19 protein-coding genes are annotated in these 19,975 nt (G+C 42.0%); 10 read left to right on the forward strand and 9 right to left on the reverse strand.

Annotated features, from left to right (window positions below):
- Positions 1-8 precede the first annotated feature (8 nt).
- From proB to Q0993_RS02840, 7 genes are all read left to right on the forward strand, one after another.
- Positions 9-770 (forward strand): glutamate 5-kinase, encoded by a 762-nt coding sequence (proB, locus tag Q0993_RS02810; RefSeq protein WP_299529572.1) that lies wholly within the window; start codon positions 9-11, stop codon positions 768-770.
- Positions 770-1,714: an acetylornithine carbamoyltransferase gene (locus Q0993_RS02815; RefSeq protein ID WP_299529573.1), complete on the forward strand. Its 945-nt coding sequence runs from the start codon at positions 770-772 to the stop codon at positions 1,712-1,714. The genes proB and Q0993_RS02815 overlap by 1 nt, the downstream gene beginning before the upstream one ends.
- 5 nt (positions 1,715-1,719) lie before the next feature.
- Positions 1,720-2,469, forward strand: a complete 750-nt coding sequence (locus Q0993_RS02820) for an SDR family NAD(P)-dependent oxidoreductase (RefSeq protein ID WP_299529574.1) — start codon at positions 1,720-1,722, stop codon at positions 2,467-2,469.
- Between the two features lie 15 nt (positions 2,470-2,484).
- Positions 2,485-3,264, forward strand: a complete 780-nt coding sequence (gene argB / locus Q0993_RS02825; RefSeq protein ID WP_299529575.1) for an acetylglutamate kinase — start codon at positions 2,485-2,487, stop codon at positions 3,262-3,264.
- 2 nt (positions 3,265-3,266) lie between these two features.
- Complete coding sequence (locus Q0993_RS02830; protein WP_299529576.1) at positions 3,267-4,331, forward strand: M20 family metallo-hydrolase; 1,065 nt, start codon at positions 3,267-3,269, stop codon at positions 4,329-4,331.
- A gap of 62 nt (positions 4,332-4,393) precedes the next feature.
- Positions 4,394-5,674: an argininosuccinate lyase gene (argH, locus tag Q0993_RS02835; RefSeq protein ID WP_299529577.1), complete on the forward strand. Its 1,281-nt coding sequence runs from the start codon at positions 4,394-4,396 to the stop codon at positions 5,672-5,674.
- A 218-nt stretch (positions 5,675-5,892) separates the two neighbouring features.
- Positions 5,893-6,321, forward strand: coding sequence for a BLUF domain-containing protein (locus Q0993_RS02840; RefSeq protein ID WP_299529578.1), 429 nt, complete (start codon positions 5,893-5,895; stop codon positions 6,319-6,321).
- A gap of 13 nt (positions 6,322-6,334) precedes the next feature.
- On the opposite strand, the gene Q0993_RS02845 is transcribed toward Q0993_RS02840, so the two are convergent.
- Positions 6,335-7,177, reverse strand: coding sequence for a pseudouridine synthase (locus tag Q0993_RS02845; RefSeq protein WP_299529579.1), 843 nt, complete (start codon positions 7,175-7,177; stop codon positions 6,335-6,337).
- Between the two features lie 143 nt (positions 7,178-7,320).
- On the opposite strand from Q0993_RS02845, the gene Q0993_RS02850 reads away from it, so the two are divergent.
- On the forward strand, positions 7,321-10,122 hold the full coding sequence (locus Q0993_RS02850; protein WP_299529580.1) for a prolyl oligopeptidase family serine peptidase: 2,802 nt from the start codon (positions 7,321-7,323) through the stop codon (positions 10,120-10,122).
- An 11-nt stretch (positions 10,123-10,133) separates the two neighbouring features.
- On the opposite strand, the gene Q0993_RS02855 is transcribed toward Q0993_RS02850, so the two are convergent.
- From Q0993_RS02855 to Q0993_RS02870, 4 genes are all read right to left on the reverse strand, one after another.
- Complete coding sequence (locus tag Q0993_RS02855; RefSeq protein WP_299529581.1) at positions 10,134-11,090, reverse strand: carbon-nitrogen hydrolase family protein; 957 nt, start codon at positions 11,088-11,090, stop codon at positions 10,134-10,136.
- Positions 11,090-11,995, reverse strand: coding sequence for a geranylgeranylglycerol-phosphate geranylgeranyltransferase (locus Q0993_RS02860; protein WP_299529582.1), 906 nt, complete (start codon positions 11,993-11,995; stop codon positions 11,090-11,092). The genes Q0993_RS02855 and Q0993_RS02860 overlap by 1 nt, the downstream gene beginning before the upstream one ends.
- A 63-nt stretch (positions 11,996-12,058) precedes the next feature.
- On the reverse strand, positions 12,059-12,997 hold the full coding sequence (locus tag Q0993_RS02865) for a mevalonate kinase (RefSeq protein WP_299529583.1): 939 nt from the start codon (positions 12,995-12,997) through the stop codon (positions 12,059-12,061).
- 149 nt (positions 12,998-13,146) lie between these two features.
- The gene (locus tag Q0993_RS02870) at positions 13,147-14,244 is read right to left on the reverse strand and encodes a diphosphomevalonate decarboxylase (RefSeq protein ID WP_299529666.1); all 1,098 of its coding nucleotides are present in this window, start codon (positions 14,242-14,244) and stop codon (positions 13,147-13,149) included.
- Between the two features lie 94 nt (positions 14,245-14,338).
- Here Q0993_RS02870 and Q0993_RS02875 point away from each other — a divergent pair, with 94 nt between their 5' ends.
- Positions 14,339-14,812, forward strand: coding sequence for a TspO/MBR family protein (locus tag Q0993_RS02875; RefSeq protein ID WP_299529584.1), 474 nt, complete (start codon positions 14,339-14,341; stop codon positions 14,810-14,812).
- 43 nt (positions 14,813-14,855) lie between these two features.
- On the opposite strand, the gene Q0993_RS02880 is transcribed toward Q0993_RS02875, so the two are convergent.
- From Q0993_RS02880 to Q0993_RS02890, 3 genes are read right to left on the reverse strand one after another with little or no spacing between them, the layout of a single operon-like run.
- A complete protein-coding gene (locus Q0993_RS02880; protein ID WP_299529585.1) occupies positions 14,856-15,413 on the reverse strand; it encodes a DUF1697 domain-containing protein in 558 nt (185 codons plus the stop codon).
- Positions 15,414-15,417: 4 nt separating this feature from the next.
- Positions 15,418-16,695, reverse strand: coding sequence for an NAD(P)/FAD-dependent oxidoreductase (locus Q0993_RS02885; RefSeq protein ID WP_299529586.1), 1,278 nt, complete (start codon positions 16,693-16,695; stop codon positions 15,418-15,420).
- On the reverse strand, positions 16,695-17,384 hold the full coding sequence (locus Q0993_RS02890; RefSeq protein WP_299529588.1) for a glycerophosphodiester phosphodiesterase family protein: 690 nt from the start codon (positions 17,382-17,384) through the stop codon (positions 16,695-16,697). Before Q0993_RS02890 ends, Q0993_RS02885 begins: the two co-directional genes overlap by 1 nt.
- Positions 17,385-17,644: 260 nt before the next feature.
- Between Q0993_RS02890 and Q0993_RS02895 the strand changes: the two genes are divergently transcribed.
- Entirely contained in the window at positions 17,645-18,061 is a 417-nt protein-coding gene (locus Q0993_RS02895; protein WP_299529589.1) for a hypothetical protein, read from the forward strand.
- A gap of 57 nt (positions 18,062-18,118) precedes the next feature.
- On the opposite strand, the gene Q0993_RS02900 is transcribed toward Q0993_RS02895, so the two are convergent.
- Entirely contained in the window at positions 18,119-19,909 is a 1,791-nt protein-coding gene (locus Q0993_RS02900) for an alpha-amylase family glycosyl hydrolase (RefSeq protein WP_299529590.1), read from the reverse strand.
- Between the last annotated feature and the right edge of the window lie 66 nt (positions 19,910-19,975).

Consider the following 19,975-nt stretch of genomic DNA (forward strand, 5'->3'; position numbering starts at 1 on the left):
ACAAGACTATGGGCAAAAAGCGAATCCTATTAAAAATAGGCACCAATACCTTAACCAAGGAAACCAATCAGATTTCCCGCGGGAAAATTGAGGATATTGGGAGGCAAATAGCATCCTTGCAGGACGACTATGAATTTATAATCGTGAGTTCTGGCGCCATTGCAGCGGCTAAACAATTTGTGAAATTGGAGCATAATGGCGCGGAAATCAATGTAAAACAGGCTTTGGCCGCTATAGGTCAACCCCACCTGATGCGAATCTTTCAGGAAAATTTTAGGGAATTGGGACTATTCACCTCGCAATGCTTGTTGTCGTATTCGGATTTTGAAAACCCGAACGCCAAGGCCAATATCAAAAGCACCATAAACGTGTTGGTCTCCAATGACTTTATTCCCATAATCAATGAAAATGATACGGTAGCCGCAGATGAAATCCAATTTGGCGATAATGATAAATTGGCCGCCTTAACAGCGGCTTTGCTTCAGGTAGACCTGCTAATTATCGCCACGAACACCAATGGGATCTATACCAAAGTCTCCTTGGAAAATGATACCCCGGAGACCATATCTTCCGTCTCCGGAATTGGTGCTTTAAAACAGGAAATCAGCACCTTAAAATCGACACACGGTACCGGTGGTATGCATTCAAAAATAGAAGCGGCCACCATCGCACAGAATTCCGGTATCGAGACCTGGATCGTAAACGGGTTAAAAGACAATTTCATAACGGATTCCCTAAAAGGAATCGGCAACTTTACCAAAATTAAATAATGAAGCATTTCCTTTCCATAACCGAAATCGATTCCCTAACCCATTTAGTGTCCGAAGCCAGGGCCCTGAAAAAAAGTCCGTTCGGATTAAAAAATTTGGGTAAAAACAAAACTGTAGGATTGTTGTTCTTCAACAATAGCCTTAGGACGCGGTTAAGTACACAAAAAGCGGCTTCGAATTTAGGAATGGACGTAATGGTCATGAATTTTGGTAAGGAGGGGTGGGCGCTGGAATATCAAGACGGTACGGTTATGGACCAAGGCACCTCCGAACATATTAAGGAAGCGGCCCAAGTGGTATCCCAGTACTGTGATGTCATTGCCATTAGGGCTTTCGCAGGTTTGCAAGACAGGCATAAGGATGAGGCGGAATTGGTCCTCAACGGATTTGCGGCCTTTGCCTCCGTTCCTATAGTAAATATGGAAAGTTCTCTAGGCCATCCCTTACAGGCTTTGGCGGATGCCATTACCTTGGCCGAACATAACGAAAAAGCTAAACCAAAGGTGGTATTATCCTGGGCACCACATCCCAAGGCCCTGCCCCATGCGGTGGCCAATTCCTTTGTAGAAATGATGCGACAACAACAGGCGGAATTCATCATAACCCATCCCAAAGGTTATGAACTAAATCCGGCAATTACAAAGGGCGTCCCAATAGAATACGATCAAAACAAAGCTTTGAAAGATGCGGATTTCGTATATGTGAAGAATTGGAGCAGTTATTCGGAATATGGAAAGGTGTTGTATCAAGATCCGGATTGGATGATCACCCAGGAGAAACTAGGCAAGGCAAAATTTATGCACTGCCTTCCGGTACGCAGGAATGTGGTAGTGGAAGATGCGGTCTTGGACGGTAATCAGTCGTTAGTTATAGAACAGGCCGATAACAGGACTTATTCCGCTCAAATTGTTTTAAAAAAAATTCTGGAAGAAATTAAGGAATAAAGCGCATGTCACAAAAACTAAAGGACAAAGTCTGTATTGTTACCGGGGCCACAAGCGGAATGGGGAAATCAATAGCAGAGGTCTTTTCCGAAGAAGGGGCAAAACTTGTTCTTTCTGGTAGGAATACAGAAAGAGGGAATGTATTGGCCACAAAGCTCAAGGAAGCCATTTTTATCCCCGGTGATGTCAGTGAGGCTCCCTATAACGAAAAATTAGTCCAAGCCGCAATTGAAAGTTTTGGAAAGTTGGACGTGCTTTCCATCAATGCGGGAATTTTGGGCTTGGGTAGCGTGGTTGAACTGGATTTGGCAGAATGGCAAAAAACACTGGATACCAATCTTAACTCAATTTTTTATCTGTCCAAATACGCTATCCCTTATTTGTTGGAAAGAGAAGGCAACATTTTGATCAATTCCTCCATTGCGGCCTTTAAAAGTTTTCCCAACCATCCGGCCTATTGTGCCTCAAAAGCTGCTTCATTGGCTTTAATGAAACAAATGGCCGTAGAATATGGGCCTAAAATTAGGGTCAACGCCATTTGTCCCGGACCGGTGGATACCCCATTGCTATGGGATTCGGCCAAGGCCTTCGAAGATCCTGAAACCGCGGTGGAAAATGCCGGAAAGACAACTCTTTTGAATCGATTGGGTACGCCGGAGGATATCTCAAAATTGGCCCTTTTCCTGGTTTCCGAGGATTCTTCCTGGATTACAGGCAGCGCCATGACCATTGACGGGGGAATTTTAAACGCGTAACTTGAATAGGTGAATATGAAATCCAAACTGGCAGTCGTAAAAATTGGGGGGAATGTCATAGAAAACAAAGAAGAGCTTTCCGGTTTTCTAAACTTGTTCGCCCAAATGGAGAGTCCTAAAATCTTGGTACACGGAGGCGGCAAGAAAGCGACCCAAATCTTAAAAAAAATGGGGATAACCCCAAAAATGGAAGGAGGAAGGAGAATCACGGACGCGGAAAGTCTGGAAGTCGTGACCATGGTCTATGGAGGTCTTGCCAATAAAACCATTGTAGCAAAGCTTCAGGCACAAGCGTGTAACGCCATTGGATTGAGTGGTGCGGATGCCGATGCGATCCGGGCACATAAAAGACCTGTAAAGGAAATTGATTATGGCTTTGCCGGGGATATAGATATCGTAAATACCGAAGCAATCGCAAATTTGTTACACTCCGGATTTGTTCCTGTTTTCTGTGCGCTTACCCATAATGGAAAGGGACAGCTGTTGAACACGAATGCGGACACCATAGCTTCGGAAATTGCCATAGGTATGGGTCATAGCTATGAGACCACATTGTATTATTGTTTTGAAAAGAGGGGAGTATTGTCGGATATGACCGATGATAATTCAGTTATTGAGACCATAGATTACAAAAACTACATGGAGTTACGGGAAAAAGGTATTATTTCCCAGGGTATGTTGCCCAAACTGGAGAATTGTTTTCATGCACTGCAAAAAAACGTGCATAAAGTCTGCATCGGCGCTATTTCAATGATTGATTCGGAACCCGGTCTTTATACTACTTTAACTCTTTAAAAATGGAGAAAGCAAAACTTACCGAAAAAGCAATAGCCCTTTTAATGGAATTGATTTCCATCCCATCTTTTTCGGGTGAGGAGGAGGGTACAGCTTCCGCCTTGGAAGCTTGGTTTGCCTTCTATGACATTCCTTTTGAACGCGAAAACAATAATCTCTATGCCAAAAATAAATATTGGGACGATGCAAAGCCTACCCTTTTGTTAAACTCCCATCACGATACTGTGAAACCCAATTCCGCGTATACCAAGGATCCGTTCCAGGCACATATAGAAAATGGAAAATTGCACGGGCTGGGCAGCAATGATGCGGGAGGGGCATTGGTATCCCTCTTGGCGACGTTTGTGCACTTTTATGCGCTGGAAGGACTATCCTACAATCTTTTGATGGTCGCCTCTGCGGAGGAAGAAAACGCTGGGCAAAATAGTTTGAGGGGATTACTTCCCAGTCTTCCCAAAATTGATGTGGCCATTGTTGGTGAGCCCACCTTAATGGATCTGGCCATTGCCGAAAAAGGCTTGGTGGTTTTTGATGCATCCATCCAAGGTACTCCATCCCATGCCGCCCACCCCAACGACAACAACTCAATTTACAATACCATCCCAGTATTGGAATGGTTCAAAAATTATAAGTTCAAAAAAGTGTCCGATGCTCTGGGTGAGACGAAAATGACGGTAACACAGATTAATGCTGGAAATCAACACAATGTTGTTCCCGGCCATGTAGACCTGGTCGTCGATGTTCGGGTCAATGATGCCTATTCTAATCAGGAAATCGCGGATATCTTGACAAAAGAAGCGCCCTGTGAGCTCAAACCGCGATCATTACGGTTAAATTCCTCCGCAATAGACAGGGACCATCCCTTAGTACAATCGGGAATTGCTTTAGGAAGGAAGACCTATGGTTCGCCCACCTTGTCGGATCAAGCAGCATTGACCTGTCAATCCATGAAATTGGGTCCGGGCGATAGTACACGTTCCCATTCGGCGGATGAATTTATTTATGTAAGGGAGATTGAGGAAGGCATTGATCTGTATATCAAAATCCTAACAGGATTTTTGCAATGATTATGAATTAGTTGACGTGGTACAATCGACAATTGTCCATGCTAAATTATTAACCGATATTTATGAAACTCTGGGATAAAGGTTTTAGTACCGATAAGAAAATAGATCAATTTACCGTAGGCAATGATCGTGAGTTAGACCTAGTACTCGCCAAATACGATGTAATCGCCTCCAAGGCCCATGCCAAGATGTTGGGCAAAATGGGGTTATTGACGGATCCGGAAACAGAAGCTTTGGTCACTGAACTGGATACCATTGCAAAAACCATTGAAAAAGGTTCCTTTACCATAGAGGATTCCTTTGAGGATATGCACTCCAAAATTGAGTTTTTACTCACCGAAAAACTTGGGGATACCGGAAAAAAAATACACACGGCAAGATCACGAAACGATCAGGTTCTGGTAGCTATGCATCTCTATTTGAAGGATGAGCTTAGCACGATTAAAAGTCAGACCAAAGAATTATTCGATCTTTTACTCAACCTGGCGGAAAAGCACAAAGAGGTTTTATTGCCCGGCTATACGCATTTACAGATTGCCATGCCATCTTCCTTTGGGCTTTGGTTCTCGGCTTATGCGGAAACGTTGATCGCTGATCTGTATTTCATCGAGGCCGCTTATAAAGCAGCCGACCAAAATCCGTTGGGAAGTGCCGCAGGCTATGGCAGTTCTTTCCCTATAGATCGAAGCTTCACTACCCGGGAGATGGATTTCAAAACCTTAAAATACAATGTGGTGGCTGCCCAAATGGGTCGGGGAAAAGTGGAAAAAGGGGCAGCATTTGGCATGGCGAGCATTGCCGCTACCTTATCAAAACTAGCCATGGACATTTGCCTGTACATGAGCCAAAATTTTGACTTTGTTTCCTTTCCCAATGAACTGACCACTGGAAGCAGTATTATGCCGCACAAGAAAAATCCGGACGTCTTTGAATTGGTGCGGGCCAAATGCAATAAAATACAAGCGGTACCCAACCAGCTCTCCTTGGTTATCAATAATTTACCAAGTGGGTACCACAGGGATCTGCAATTGGTCAAGGAAATTACTGTTCCGGCCCTACAAGATTTGAAGGCTTGCTTGGAGATTCTGACATTTAGCTTAAAGGAAATAAGGGTCAATACCAGTATTCTGGAAGACCCCAAATACGATTACCTCTTTAGTGTGGATACCCTGAACGAATTGGTACAGGTCGGAATGCCTTTTCGGGATGCGTATAAAAAGATGGGGCAGGAAATTGAATCTGGAAACTTCAAGCCAAAACGGGATATTTCACACACCCACGAAGGCAGTCTAGGGAATTTGTGTTTGAAGGAGATCAGGGCGAAGATGGATAAAATCCTGTAACCCATAAAGAGCCTTTTTCCCAGGTTAAGGGAATTTTTCGGTGCTTTGCGCTGACGGAAAGGGTTGAAAAACCATCCCTTCCACCTTCCAAATCATGGATTTGGAATCAATCTTCTTGGCTATGGCCAAAGGATGCCACAATAGTGATTTTCCAAAATGGCTAGAATGCATTATTTTTATATAATCCCATCTTCAACAGACAAATCGTGTTTAGTTTAGTGTACAAATCGATAGCCAAACCCAGTTTTAAGCAAGAGGCTATTCAAGAAATGTTGGAACTTGCCAGAATCTATAACAATAGTCAAGGAATTACAGGTTGTTTGCTCTATTATGAAGGGATCTTTATTCAATATCTGGAGGGAAATCAAATAAAGGTACTTAAGCTCTTCGACAAAATAAAGGAAGACCTCCGCCATACCCAAGTACGTTTACTTTCCCATAGCGAGGTAGAGCAAAGGGAGTTCAAAGAGTGGGATATGGCTTTCGAAAATTGTGATGGAGAAAATGAGCATATGTCCTTTTTGAAACTATTTGCCAACGACTATACCGAAGAAGAAAGCATTTTCTGGGGGCGTACTTCCAAGGTAACTTTCTGGAAGGAAGTCAGTAAGCTTATAAACAAAAAATCACCCTTAAAATCCAATTAAGGGTAATAGCCCGTTATTTGATCATTCCTAAATTAATTACCTCTTGCTCCGTTAAATACCGCCAATGCCCTCTAGGCAAATCCTTTTTGGTCAACGGGCCATAAATCACCCTGTCCAGTTTTTCAATTCCATAACCCAGTTCTTCAAAAATCCTGTGTACGATATTGCTACGGGTACTATAAATTTCGATGCCAATTTGATTTTTGGGAGCATTCTCGACAAAACTGACATCATGCACCCTTACCATTTTTTCATCTATGGTCAATCCGCCCTGTATTTTCTTTAAGTCACTACTTCGCAGCGTTTTGTTCAATTCCACATGATAGATTTTGCGGAGTCCATTTTTAGGACTGCTCAAACGCAAGGTCAAATCGGTGTCGTTGGTGAACACTAATAGTCCGGTAGTATCATTATGTAATTTTCCTACTGGTAAAAGTTCGGATTTCGAAGCATTGGAAATAAGCCCCTGTACCGTACGTTTTCCTTTTTCGTTTCGGGTAGTGACCGTAAAATCCTTCGGCTTGTTCAATACAACATACTCTTTTTTAACTGGATTAAGCAACCTGCCATCAAAACGCACCTCATCGCTTAATCGTACCTTATGGCCCATTTCGGTAATCGGCTTTCCATTTACGGTAACATTACCGGCCGCAATGTAAACATCGGCCTCCCTACGGGTACACACCCCAGAGTTGGCCACATATTTGTTCAACCGAATCAAATCGGGGTCTGAGGACTGTTTGCGTTGTACTTGTTTTTGAACGGTGGCATTCCTTCCAGGGTTATGTTGCTTTCCATAACTACTTCTTCGCCCTCCTGAAGATTTCCTTCCCCTATTGTAGTCCGACCGACCCATACTTTAAATTTTAGGCAAAGGTAGGGAAGGTAAATGGATGATTTCTAGTTTTCCCACTTAATTAATCTTATGGTGATAGCCAACCGTTTTACCCTGCTATGTTCCCTTTTACCATTATCTTTATAGGATTCAATACAATCCAAATGACAACAAGACTATTTGCCCTTTTTTTTATCCTCATCCCTACTGCGATCCTTGCCCAAAAAAAGGTTCTGGACCATACTGATTTCGATTTGTGGAACACTATACAGGATGAGGCGATTTCCCCCAACGGAAATCACGTACTGTATACCTTGGAAAAAGGGGAAAAGGATAGTTTTTTAAAGATTAAGGATTCCGGGGGTTCCCTGATTTTTGAGCATGAACGGGCTCAGAAGGGTAGATTTACCTATGACTCCCAATTTGCATTGTTTACCATAAAGGCCTGGACGGACAGTGTTACGGCCATGAAGAGCCGCAAAGTGAAAAAAGAAGACCTACCCAAGGACTCTCTAGGTATTATAAATCTAACGAATGGCAATTTGGTGAAAATAGGCCATGTTAAGTCTCATAAAATACCTGAAAAATGGTCGGGGTATGCGGCTTATCAATTGGAAGATATCAAGGAGAAAAAAGAGGAGAAAAAAGATTCGATTACAAAAAAAGAAGAAAAGAAAAAGAACAAGCCAAAAAAACCAAGCAAAAAAAACGGATATCATGTGGTTCTGCGAAATTTAAAAACCCTACAGGAGGACACCCTTAAATTTGTGACGCACTTTGTATTCGCAAAAAAGGGAAAATGGTTTGCCTTTTCCACCACCGGAAAAAATAAGGAAGCCAATGCAGGAGTCTTTGTCATGAATTTGGAGACCGGTGAAAGTACTAAAGTGCATGACTCAAAAAAAGGAAAGTATTTTCAACTCAACTTCAGCGAATCAGGTAAAAAATTGGGTTTTATTGTCGATACCGATACCACAAAGATACAGGTACGGCCCAATGAACTATTCCTATGGCAAGAAGGGGATAACACAGCTGAAAAAATGATCGACAAATCCACAGCGCCCAACGGATATATGGTATCCCATAATGGTAAGGTTGGTTTTTCCAAAGACGAATCGAAACTGTTCTTTGGTTTGGCTACCCCTCCAACTATAAAGGATACTACGCTTACCGAAGATGAAATTGTAAATGTAGAGGTCTGGACGTATAAGGAACCGAGGCTCTATACGGTTCAAGAACTACAATTAAAGAACGATACCATTCAATCCTACCAAACGGCCATAAACCTGGAAAGCAATACTTTGATTCAACTGGGCAATGCCCATTACACTAAAACGGAGCTGGGCGATGAGGGCAATGCTATATACGCCCTCTCAGGCACTACCTTACCCCATGAGTTGGAAAGCCAATGGACGGGGAGACGCGAAAATGATTATCGTTTGGTCCATACGATAACCGGGGAAACGCTTCTGCAACTGACCAAGGTTCCCTCTTTACGTTTGAGTCCAAAGGCAAAGTATGCCTATGGCTATAACCGTGTAGATAGTACCTGGTTTACCTACAGTTTACCCAAAGGAACGTATAGGCCGCTGACCAAGGGAAAGGTTTTTTACGAGGAGTTGAATGATTACCCCAATTATCCCTATTCCTATGGTGTTGCGGGCTGGACGGAGAATGACAAATACCTGATCCTATACGATCGCTACGACCTTTGGAAATTTGACCCTGAAAATGGGGAAGGAACCCGTTTAACATTTGGAAGGGAAGAAAAAACGATATTTAGATATGTAGCTTTGGACAAGGAAATTCATCATATTCCAACGGACCAACAATGGCTCCTAACATCGTTTAATGAAAAGAGCAAAGATGGCGGTTATGTAAAGTTCGACTTTAGGAAAAATCGCATTAAACCATTGATATCTGGGCCTTTCCAGTATTCAACCCCGATAAAAGCCTTGTTGGACGATGCATTGATCTACACCCGTCAGTCCTTTCAGGAATTTCCGGACCTAAGATTATCCGATCTTAGTTTTAGAAAGGAAAATGTTCTCAGTAATGCCAATCCCCAACAGAAAGAATATCGATGGGGCACCATAGAATTGGTGAACTGGGCTTCTCTTGACGGTAAGGAGCTTACCGGTATGCTGGTTAAACCAGACAACTTTGATCCCAACAAAAAATACCCCCTTTTGGTCAACTTCTATGAGAGAAGTTCCGACGGTTTACACCGGCATCGGCATCCGAGGGCCGAACGATCCTCTCTTAATTATAGCTTTTATGCCAGTAGGGGATATTTAATTTTTAATCCAGATGTGCATTACCGAATCGGATATCCGGGTGAGAGTGCGTTCAACTGTGTAATCCCCGGGATTACCGCGTTAATAGAAAAAGGGTTTGTGGATAAAGATAACATTGGTGTTCAAGGACATAGTTGGGGAGGGTATCAAATTGCTTATTTAGTTACAAAAACCAATATTTTTAAAGCTGCAGAAGCTGGTGCACCCGTCCCCAATATGATAAGTGCCTATGGAGGAATTCGATGGTGGACCGGTTTAAGTCGTCAATTTCAATACGAACATACACAAAGTAGGATTGGAGGAACACCTTGGGAATATCCCTCCCGTTATATCGAGAACTCCCCTATTTTCAACGTTGATAAGATCAACACCCCTCTATTGATCATGCATAATGATGCCGATGGGCATGTACCTTGGTACCAGGGAATCGAATTTTTTGTTAGCCTAAGACGATTGGGAAAACCTTCGTGGTTCCTTAACTACAATGGTGAACCCCATTGGCCATTAAAATTGCAAAATAGAAAGGATTTTAATATCCGTATGACCCAATTTTTTGATCATTACTTAAAGGGAGCCCCAAAACCTAAGTGGATGGAGCATGGGCTTCCCCCTATGAAAAAAGGTATTGAATTGGGTTACGAATTCATACAAGGGGGCGAAAGCGACTGAGGAAGTACTGATTATGGTCTTTGTTGGTCTTCAAAGCCCAATGTAGATTGTCTTTCCCTATTCACTATTAACTTGGTTACATCAGGGCGGGAGTAATGCCCGGATGGGTCAAAATTCTGACGTTCCTCGTAGACCCGATTAAAGTCCAAAGTTTGAATTATAAGGCCCTCATTGTGCAGTACGGGCTCAACGATCCATTCCCCATTAGGTCCGGCAATGCAGGAACCGCCATTGGCTAAGACCTCGGGGGCCTTTTCAAGGATTTTTTCAATATGGGGTGTGCTTTTAGGGAAGTCTGTCCTACGCATTAAGGAGGAGACACTAATGACAAAGCTTCTGGATTCCCGTGCAATAAACCGTGTGATATCCTTTGTATTATGTTCGTTGCCAGGCCATACCGCAACATGCAAGTTTTCACCCTGTGCATACAGTGCCGTTCTGGGCAGGGGCATCCAATTCTCCCAACAGTTTAGCCCCCCTACGGTAAATTGCTTCAAAGAATGTACTTGCAGTCCATTACCATCGCCGGGAGCCCATGTTAAACGTTCGTCATATGTGGGCTGTAGCTTTCTATGGATGGATTTAATCTTTCCCCGCCTATCAATGTACAGCAAGGAGCAATACAAACTATGGCCACCGCGATCTTTAGCCCGTTCTATGGCCCCCAGATAGAGCGCTATACGGTTATCCTGGGCCAATTTACAAATAGCGCCCAGTTCCTCCATTTGAACGGCATTTCTCATATAGTGGGCGTGCAGTTCCTTGTTTACCTTGGAATCCCAAGCCGCACCATTGGTCAATGCCAACCAAAAAGGATACCCGGGTAACAAGGCTTCCCCAAAAACCAGTAATTCTACCTGTTCCTTCACCGCATTGAGAATGGTTTGTTCCACTTTGTGAAGGGTAGCCTCCTTATCCAACCAGACAGGGGCAATCTGGGCCATGGCCACTTTTAAAAGGTTATCCATCACAAAATCCGGTTTAGTACAAGATCAACATCTATCAGTAGTATACTAAAGACACCAACAATGATAATAAATTTTAAAATGTTGTGGAGTCCTACATAATGTAGTTTGGTCTTTGCCTTCCATAACATGACCAAAAACAGAAATAGCAGAAATATGGAGCCGATGAAGTAAAGATACATATATCCGACATCAAAAAAATAGATGAGCAAAATAGAGGGTAATAAGGTCAGCAAAATGAGAATACTGATTAGAATCTTGGAGACCTTTGTTCCATATAAAACGGGAATTGTGCGATAGTCCTGGGCCATATCACCGGCCATGTTCTCCAAGTCCTTTATCATTTCACGAGCTAGGATCAAGAGAAAAAGAAACATGGCGTGAACAAAAATGCTCGCTTCAAAATTTTTATAATATACAAATACAGCAAAGAATGGGGCTATGGCCAAGGTAGCAGAAACGAAGTTCCCTATAAAAGGTACGCGTTTGAGTTTGTGGGAATAAAACCAAATACCAAAAATATAGGCCGAAAAGAAGAATACAGCCCTAAATGAGACATAACTTGCCGCAAATACGGCCAAAAAATTAAGTACAAAATAGGTGGTCAACTTAAATCTTTGACTTACCAAACGATCCAACATGCTTTTCCTCGGTTTATTGATCAGGTCCTTTTCAGCATCATAAAAGTTGTTGATAATATAGCCTGACGCAATAACTAAAGCAGAGGCCAAAACGATGGCGAAAAGATTAAAATCAAAAACTACCTTGCGCAAGGGTAGGTCCAGAGATAAAATATAAATTGAGGCCAAATACTGGGCCAACCCGATCATTAAGATATTGTAACCCCGTACAACGGAGAACAAACTCAATAACTTTAGTAGTAAGAGCCTGTTACGTCTATTAAGCATGTTTTGGGGTTTTGCACTAGACCAACGCCAAAATATCGTATGGAATGTGAATCAATTTTGGTACTAGAAGTTGTACACCACTTCCAAATTGTAATCTTTTAAAGCTTTTTTTGCTTTCTCCAGGTCTTGGGTAAAGCCCAAGATATAACCACCTCCGCCAGAACCACAGAGCTTGAGATAGTAGGCATTGGTCTCGATTCCCTGTTTCCAAAGTTGATGGAATTTGGCCGGAATCATGGGTTTAAAATTGTGTAATACTACGTGAGACAATTGCTTAAGGTTTTTGAAAAGGGATTTTACGTTGCCGTTGATGAAATCCTCGACACAAGCATCGGTATGCTTAATAAATTGGTCCTTTAACATATTTCGAAAACCTTCCTGCTTCATTTTTTCCATGAACAACTGCACCATTGGGGCGGTTTCGCCAGTAGTACCGCTGTCCAATAGGAATACTGCTCCCTTTCCTTTTTTGTTCTGTGACGGGATACTGGTGGATTCTATATTGTCTTTTGAATTTATAAGGATAGGAAGACTTAAGTAACTGTTCAAGGGGTCTAGGCCGGAGGATTTTCCATGAAAGAAAGACTCCATTTTCCCGAATATTACCTTTAACTTTAACAGTTTTTCCCGGGTCAGGTTTTCCAATACCGTAATCTTATGGCTGGCATACTTATCGTAAATAGCGGCGACCAAAGCTCCACTACTGCCTACACCATAACCTTGGGGAATGGAACTGTCAAAATACATCCCTGCATTTACATCATTCTTCAGAGCCTCAAAATCAAAGGAAACCAAATCTGGCGTATTCTTCACCACCATTTCCAAGTAGCCCGTAAATTCCCGTAAGTTCTGATTGGATTTTTTGGAAGCTTCAGATGGATTGGCATCGGTCTTCAGCGCTCCCTTAAAAAAGTTATAAGGAATTGAGAGCCCCTTGGAATCCTTTATGATACCGTATTCCCCGAACAAGAGAATCTTGGAATAAAATAACGGTCCTTTCATTGACTATGGTAAAAAATGGGTTTTAACATCACACATCTTCTTCTGTTCAATTAAAACGACATAAAGATAAACATTATTGGCTTCGAAATCAAAACTCTTCGCCTTCGGGGCATTCCCTATCGTCCAATAACGTTTTCTGTCAATATTAATTATTTGTAAGCAATGTTTATTTTTTTTGCTCCAAATCCAATTCTGTCGCAAATATACTGCTCCTTTTCACAAAATACAATCAGTTCATTTTTAATAAATTGGTGTACTTTTTCCTTTTCAAATTCAGGGTAAAGCACATGAACGTTGGCTCCGGCATCCAAGGTAAAGCATAGATTAGTATTGGACTCTTTTCTAAATTCCCATATTGTATTAATGATTTCCAGGGTATTTGGTTTCATTAGCACAAAATAGGGCACGCTTGTCATCATCATGGCATGCAACGTCAGGGCCTCACTTTCCACGATGTTTATAAATTCCTTTAGGTTTCCTTCAGCAAAAACCGGCTTTAGCCTTGATATGTTTTCATGTGCCTGTTCAAAACGGTTATCGGCATAGGGATGTCCATGCATTAAGTTGTGTCCCACGGAACTGCTTACCTGTTTTTTGCCCTTGTCCACCAGCAGAATAGTGTCATGATAGTTTTTAAAGACTTCATGTACCTTAAACGGATAATGTATTCCATAATGATTGGAGCTTCCAGGAATTTCAGAATGTGTGCCCCATTGGATTAGATCTCCCTGAATACTTCTACAGGCACTTCCCGATCCCAACCTAGCGAGAAAGGAGGCTTTTTGCAACATAAAATCCGTGTCCATATCGGGATTAAGTTGTTTTTCCAAGTCCATAAAGCAAAGGGATAGGGCCGCCATTCCGCTTGCAGATGAAGCTATACCACTACTGTGGGGAAAGGAATTCGAGGTTTCTATTTTAAAATGATAGTCCGTCAAAAAAGGAAGATAGGGCTTGGCACGACTAAAAAACAGCTCAATTTTAGGTCTGAAATCCTCTTTGGCCTTACCTTCAAAAAAAAGGTCAAAGGAAAAATCCGTTCCCCCATTTTCGCGCTTTATAAAGGAAAGCGTAGTAGTTGTATTGCAGGCATCCAAGGTAAAACTTAAGGAAGGATTGGCCGGAATCTGATTTTCTTTTTTTCCCCAATATTTTACCAAAGCAATGTTGCTGGGTGCTTTCCATGTTACTGTTCCTCTCTCTCTCTGGACAGCATAGCCTGTTGGAACAAAGTCGTTTTCTACCACGGATATCTTGTTTTGCACAAAGATAGTTTTTAGCCTTCTTTCAACATGGGCAATTAAAATAAATTGCTATTTTAGGGGGAATACCCTAACCAAATTGAAAAGAAAACTATTACATATTGCAATAGCCATTTGTGTATGTCTCGTTATCGGCTTCTTATCCGGATTTGCTACCCAGAGTTCTGTAAACGATTGGTACCTTACCTTGGAAAAACCGAGTTTTAACCCCCCCAATTGGATTTTTGCCCCGGTTTGGACCCTACTATACATTTTAATGGGCATAGCTGCGGGGCTTGTATGGGCGAAAGGGCTACATCATCGCTGGGTGAAAACGGCACTATACCACTTTGGATTTCAATTACTGCTCAATGGTGCATGGAGTATTATCTTTTTTGGGCTACAAAGTCCTTTTTGGGCCTTGATCGTCATTTTATCCTTACTTGTTCTTTTGGGCCTTACCATAAAATGGTTTAAAGTGATAAGCAGCTTAGCGGCCTACTTACTGATTCCCTACTTTTTGTGGGTATGTTTCGCCACCTTATTGAATTATAAAATCTGGGAATTGAATTGATGTCTGATGGAAGAAAAACTTGAACGTAAAAAGCCATATGTTTTCAGTTTATCCTGGTCTCATCTTTCGCCATTTCCAATAATTTTAACATGGTTCTGAGGTTTCTGGTAGTGGCCTGTACTTTTAATTTTCTTTCTATGAGGTTATTTTCCAATTTTGCATTGCCGTAGCCATTTTTGCAGTATAAATGGACACATGTATCGGTAATACTAAATTCCTGGTTTTTATAGGTCTCTTGTTCGAGGGTTGTAATGTGCCTTTGATCCGGAGCATTTTTCAATAACACAAAATAGATCCGATTGCCCTCCGAAGCAGGTTTATCCTTAAATGGATTTTCCGTGATTATTCTTTCAAAATCTTTTTTGGATTTTACGAAGATAGGGACTTCAAATCCAAAATATTCCCGAATTCCATCTCCAATGCTGTCCTCCACATTTTTACGGGTCTTATCTTTGGCCACAAGAACAATATTACCACTCTGTATGTAGGTAGTAATGTTTTGAAAACCTAATTTTTCCAGCAGCATTCGTAAATCGGCCATTTTGATTTTCTTCTGGCCGCCAACATTTATGCCCCGTAATAAAATGATATAGGTCTGCATCTTTTTATTTTCCTATGATTCCCTGGGCCGCAATATATGCTCCCGTCCAGGCATTTTGAAAGTTGAAACCTCCGGTAATTGCATCTACATCTATCACTTCTCCGGCAAAATAGAGGTTGGGCAATAATCTGCTTTCAAAGGTCTTAAAATCGATTTCTTTCAAACTGACGCCTCCGGCTGTAACAAACTCTTCCTTAAAGGTGCTTTTTCCTTCCACCAGAAACTCGCATTCGGTAAGTTGTTCCGCTAACTGCTGTAATTGTTTTTTGGAAACATCGGCCCATTTGGTATCCCCATTTATTCCGGATGCCTTTACCAAATTGGTCCACAAGCGACGGGGAACATCCACAGCATTGGTACGAAGAACCGTCTTCTTGGCCTCTACATCCTTAATCTCCAATAATAAGGGTAGTATGGCTCCCTTGTGATATTCGGGCAACCAATTGACCCGAATCCTAAACCGATAGCTGTATTCATTTAAAATCCTTGCCCCCCAGGCCGATAATTTTAAGATAGCCGGGCCACTCATGCCCCAATGGGTAATCAACAGAGGGCCCTCGGTGACCAAAAGGGTCTCCTCCGCTACTTTGCTGCTTAATTTTATGGTGATTTTGGGGTTGAATGTTCTTTTCAATAACGCTACTCGGGCTTGGGTACTGACACCTGGAATACCGGAAATACGCTTATCCTTGATATTGAACGTAAAAAGAGAGGGGACCCCGGGTTCCAAGGTATGCCCCAGATTTTCCAACAACTTCCATATTTTGGCATTACTCCCTGTAGCGACCAACACTTTTTTTGAGGTATAGATGCCCTTTATGGTTGTTATTTCCCAAAGGGCACTACCATTGTCCAAATCTGGAGGTACAATATCGGTAACCGCACTATGCCTTAGCACTTTCACACCCAAACGTTCCGTTTCTTTCTGAAAAAAATCTATGATGGTCTGCGAAGAATCGGTTATGGGAAACATCCGGCCATCCTCTTCAACTTTTAATTGAATTCCCCGTTCTTCAAAAAAGGCAACGGTATCACCACTACAATGCTTGTGGAAAGGACCCAACAACTCCTTGTTTCCCCTTGGATAATTATGTGCCAATTCATTGGGATCGAACTCTGCATGGGTGACGTTGCACCTACCGCCTCCGGAAACTTTCACCTTGGAAAGCACTTCCTTGCCTTTTTCAAGGATGGCAATTTTCAAATCTGGATCAGATTCCCCAATATGGATAGCGGCGTAGAATCCGGCTGCTCCACCTCCTATGATAATTACATCATACATTAGTTTACACGTTCCGGATAATTGGTAATAATACCATCAACACCAATCTGTTTCATTCTGTTGATATCCCTAGGTTCGTTTACGGTCCATGGGTAAATCTTAAAGCCCGCATTCCGGATTTCTCCGGCAATTTCCGAATCCAATTGCCTATAATTGGGATTGATGGCTTCGGCATCCAGTTCCTTGGCAATGCGCAGGGCATCCAACGGATTGTCCGAAGTTAGTATGGCGATTGGAATTTCCTTATTGAGTTCACGTGTTCTTTTAAGCTCGTCCCAACGGAAGCTGGAAATGATGAAACTATTCAAGGCCCATTTTTCTTGTTCTGTGTAGTGGTTGACTATGACCTGTACCGAATCGGCAGTATCTGCGCCCTTTAATTCAATATTCAGCCGGACTTTGCTATCGATAAGCTCCAAAACGTCCGTTAATAGGGGAATTTTATGATTCCCTTCTACAACAAGCTTGTTGAGCTCGTCTATGTCATATTTTTCAATATGGCCTCCTCCATTGGTTAAGCGATCAACCATGTCATCATGAAATACAACGGTTTCGCCACTAGCAATTTTAAAAACATCGATTTCAATCATATCCACATCCAAATCCAAAGCCTTCTGTATGGAAGCCAAGGTATTTTCCGTCTCATGGCCCATAGCTCCCCTGTGGCCAATAACTAGCGGTTCCTCCATAGTATTACAGCTTTGTAGTATAATTGACAAAACCAATATCGTGATAAATCGGCTACAATTTTCCATTACAACACTTTTGAAACAAATATACTACCGTACGCTAAGAATCCATTGAGAAAATCCTACGGAAAACGCAAAAATCATTTTCTTAAATTGAGTTGTAAATGTCACAAAATCAACATAATAAACAAATTATACCAATGCTTATTTTGGATTTTTCAATATATTTAATGTATAACAACCAATTAAAAATCAAAACAATGTTTACAAAAACCAATTTAATTTCGACGATTGTTGCCGCTGTATGGTCTTTTATGGGCGGCTTTCTGTTCTGGGGTATTTTAGCGGAAGATTTTATGAACAACCACTTGGGTACGGCCACCGGTGTAGGCAAGGAAATGCCCGATTTTGGATTTTTGGCCTTTGGTTGCCTTATCCAGGCCTTTGCCTTTGCCAGTATCTTTAGGAAATGGGGTTCCGATAGCTATACTTCTATGGATGGGCTAAAGTATGGTGTTTGGGCCGGTATTTTGGTAGGTTTCGGTCATGGGTTTATCAATCATGCCACCTCCAATTTCTTGGATATGACCGGATCCATAGTAAATGGATTTATCTACATAGTTTTCTATGCCGTTATGGGGCTTTTGGTAGGTTGGATTTATAAAAAGGTGAAATAGCGCCTAACGAATTTTATGCATAAAGGCCTCCATTGGAGGTCTTTATTCTTTGTAGAATCAGTAAAGCTTAAAGATATAGGATTGCAAAGGTTCTAGCGATACGTTCAGTTTTCCTACCCCATCCTCTACTTTTAATGTATCTACACTACCGTATAGCGCATCCATTACTTTGTAATCCCCATCTTCCAGATGCCATTTTTGAACAATCTCCGATGGAACTTTGAGCTGAAAAACACGGGAATCGTAGGCCTCAAAATTGGAAACAATAATCAATCTTTCAGTATCGGACCAGCGTACATAGGACAATACCCTATGATCATAGCCTTCGGAGTTTTCTTTATTAAAGAAATGGATATCCTGGTAATGGCCCATAAGGGCACTACTCTTAATGGTAAAATTTAGAAGCCTTTTGTAAAAATCACGCAACGATTGCTCGTCTTCCGATAATTGTCCTCCGTCAAATTTTTTGTCATTTACCCATCTTTGGTGATGGGGTACTCCTATATAATCAAAAATGGAGGTTCGGGTGGGACTGCCAAAGCCTGCGTTTTCTTGTGCCGGCTCACCTACTTCTTGACCGAAATAGATCATCAAAGGAGCCGTGGTCATTGTGGCGGAAACTACCATGGCCGGTTTTCCTTTTCTGGCATCTCCGGCAAAATCAGGACTGGCAATGCGCTGTTCATCATGATTTTCTAGAAAATGTAATAAATGGTGGGCTATATCAGCCGTCCCTTTTTTTACCACGGGAATATGATCCGTCCAACCATGGCCTTGCATAATATGCTTAAGCGAATCGTACATCTCTACCTTGTCATAGAGATAATCCATTTTCCCTCTATGGATATAATCACGGTACAATTGCGGATTATATACTTCCGCTAGTAGAAATGCGTCCGGATTTTTCATTTTAATATGACTGTTCATGTAGCTCCAGAACTCTACCGGAACCATTTCCGCCATATCAAATCGAAATCCATCCACACCCATATCCGACCAATACAAGGCAATATCCTTAAACTTGATCCAAGAGTTGGGTACATCCCTATCTTGCCAAAATTGAAAGTGTGCTTGGTGGTCCTTGGACTCAAACCCAAGTGGCAGTACATCAAAATCATAGGAGCCATCAGGACGTACCCCATAATTTATTTTTACGGTCTCGTACCAATCGTTAAAGTGCGGTTGGGCCAACCGGGAACCGTTTCCGGTCCATTTGGCCGGAACTTCCTTAAAATGTCCATCTACCAGTGGATGAGTATCACCCCCTAAAGGTAAATAGCCATTTTGCCAATGAGGGACCTGAAAAACACTATCCGGTATATAGTAAAAATTATTGTCGCGCCCGTACTCCACAGTGGTATCATCCGAAACACCAAAAGGTTCGGACCCTTCCGGGGTGGATTGGCCCTCATAGTTCCGGGCCACATGGTTGGGAACAATGTCAATTAACAGCTTTAAACCTGCTTTATGGGTACGGTGAATTAATGCCTCAAACTCCTCCAATCGCCTTTCGGGATTTTCCGCCAAATCTGGATTCACATTGTAATAGTCCTTTACGGCATAGGGAGATCCAGCCCTACCTTTTACTACGTCCGGGTCATCCTGGGATATGTTGTACGCGCCATAATCCGTCACTAAAGCGTGATGCGGAATACCCGTATACCAAATATGGGTTACCCCTAAAGCTTTTATTTCCTCTAGTGCATGATCTGTAAAATCGCTAAATTTTCCTATACCGTTTTCTTCCAAGGTGCCCCAAGGTGTATTGTTGGTATAGGTATTACCAAATAATCGTGTAAAAACTTGATATACAACCTCCTTTTTTGCTTCTTCATTTTTCTGATGCATAGGCTCTGTATGTTTTTGCTCATGCTTGCAACCCCACCCTATAAAAAATAGCGCAAGGACGAAACA

This window comes from Ulvibacterium sp., from assembly GCF_028285715.1.
Lineage (GTDB): Bacteria > Bacteroidota > Bacteroidia > Flavobacteriales > Flavobacteriaceae > Ulvibacterium.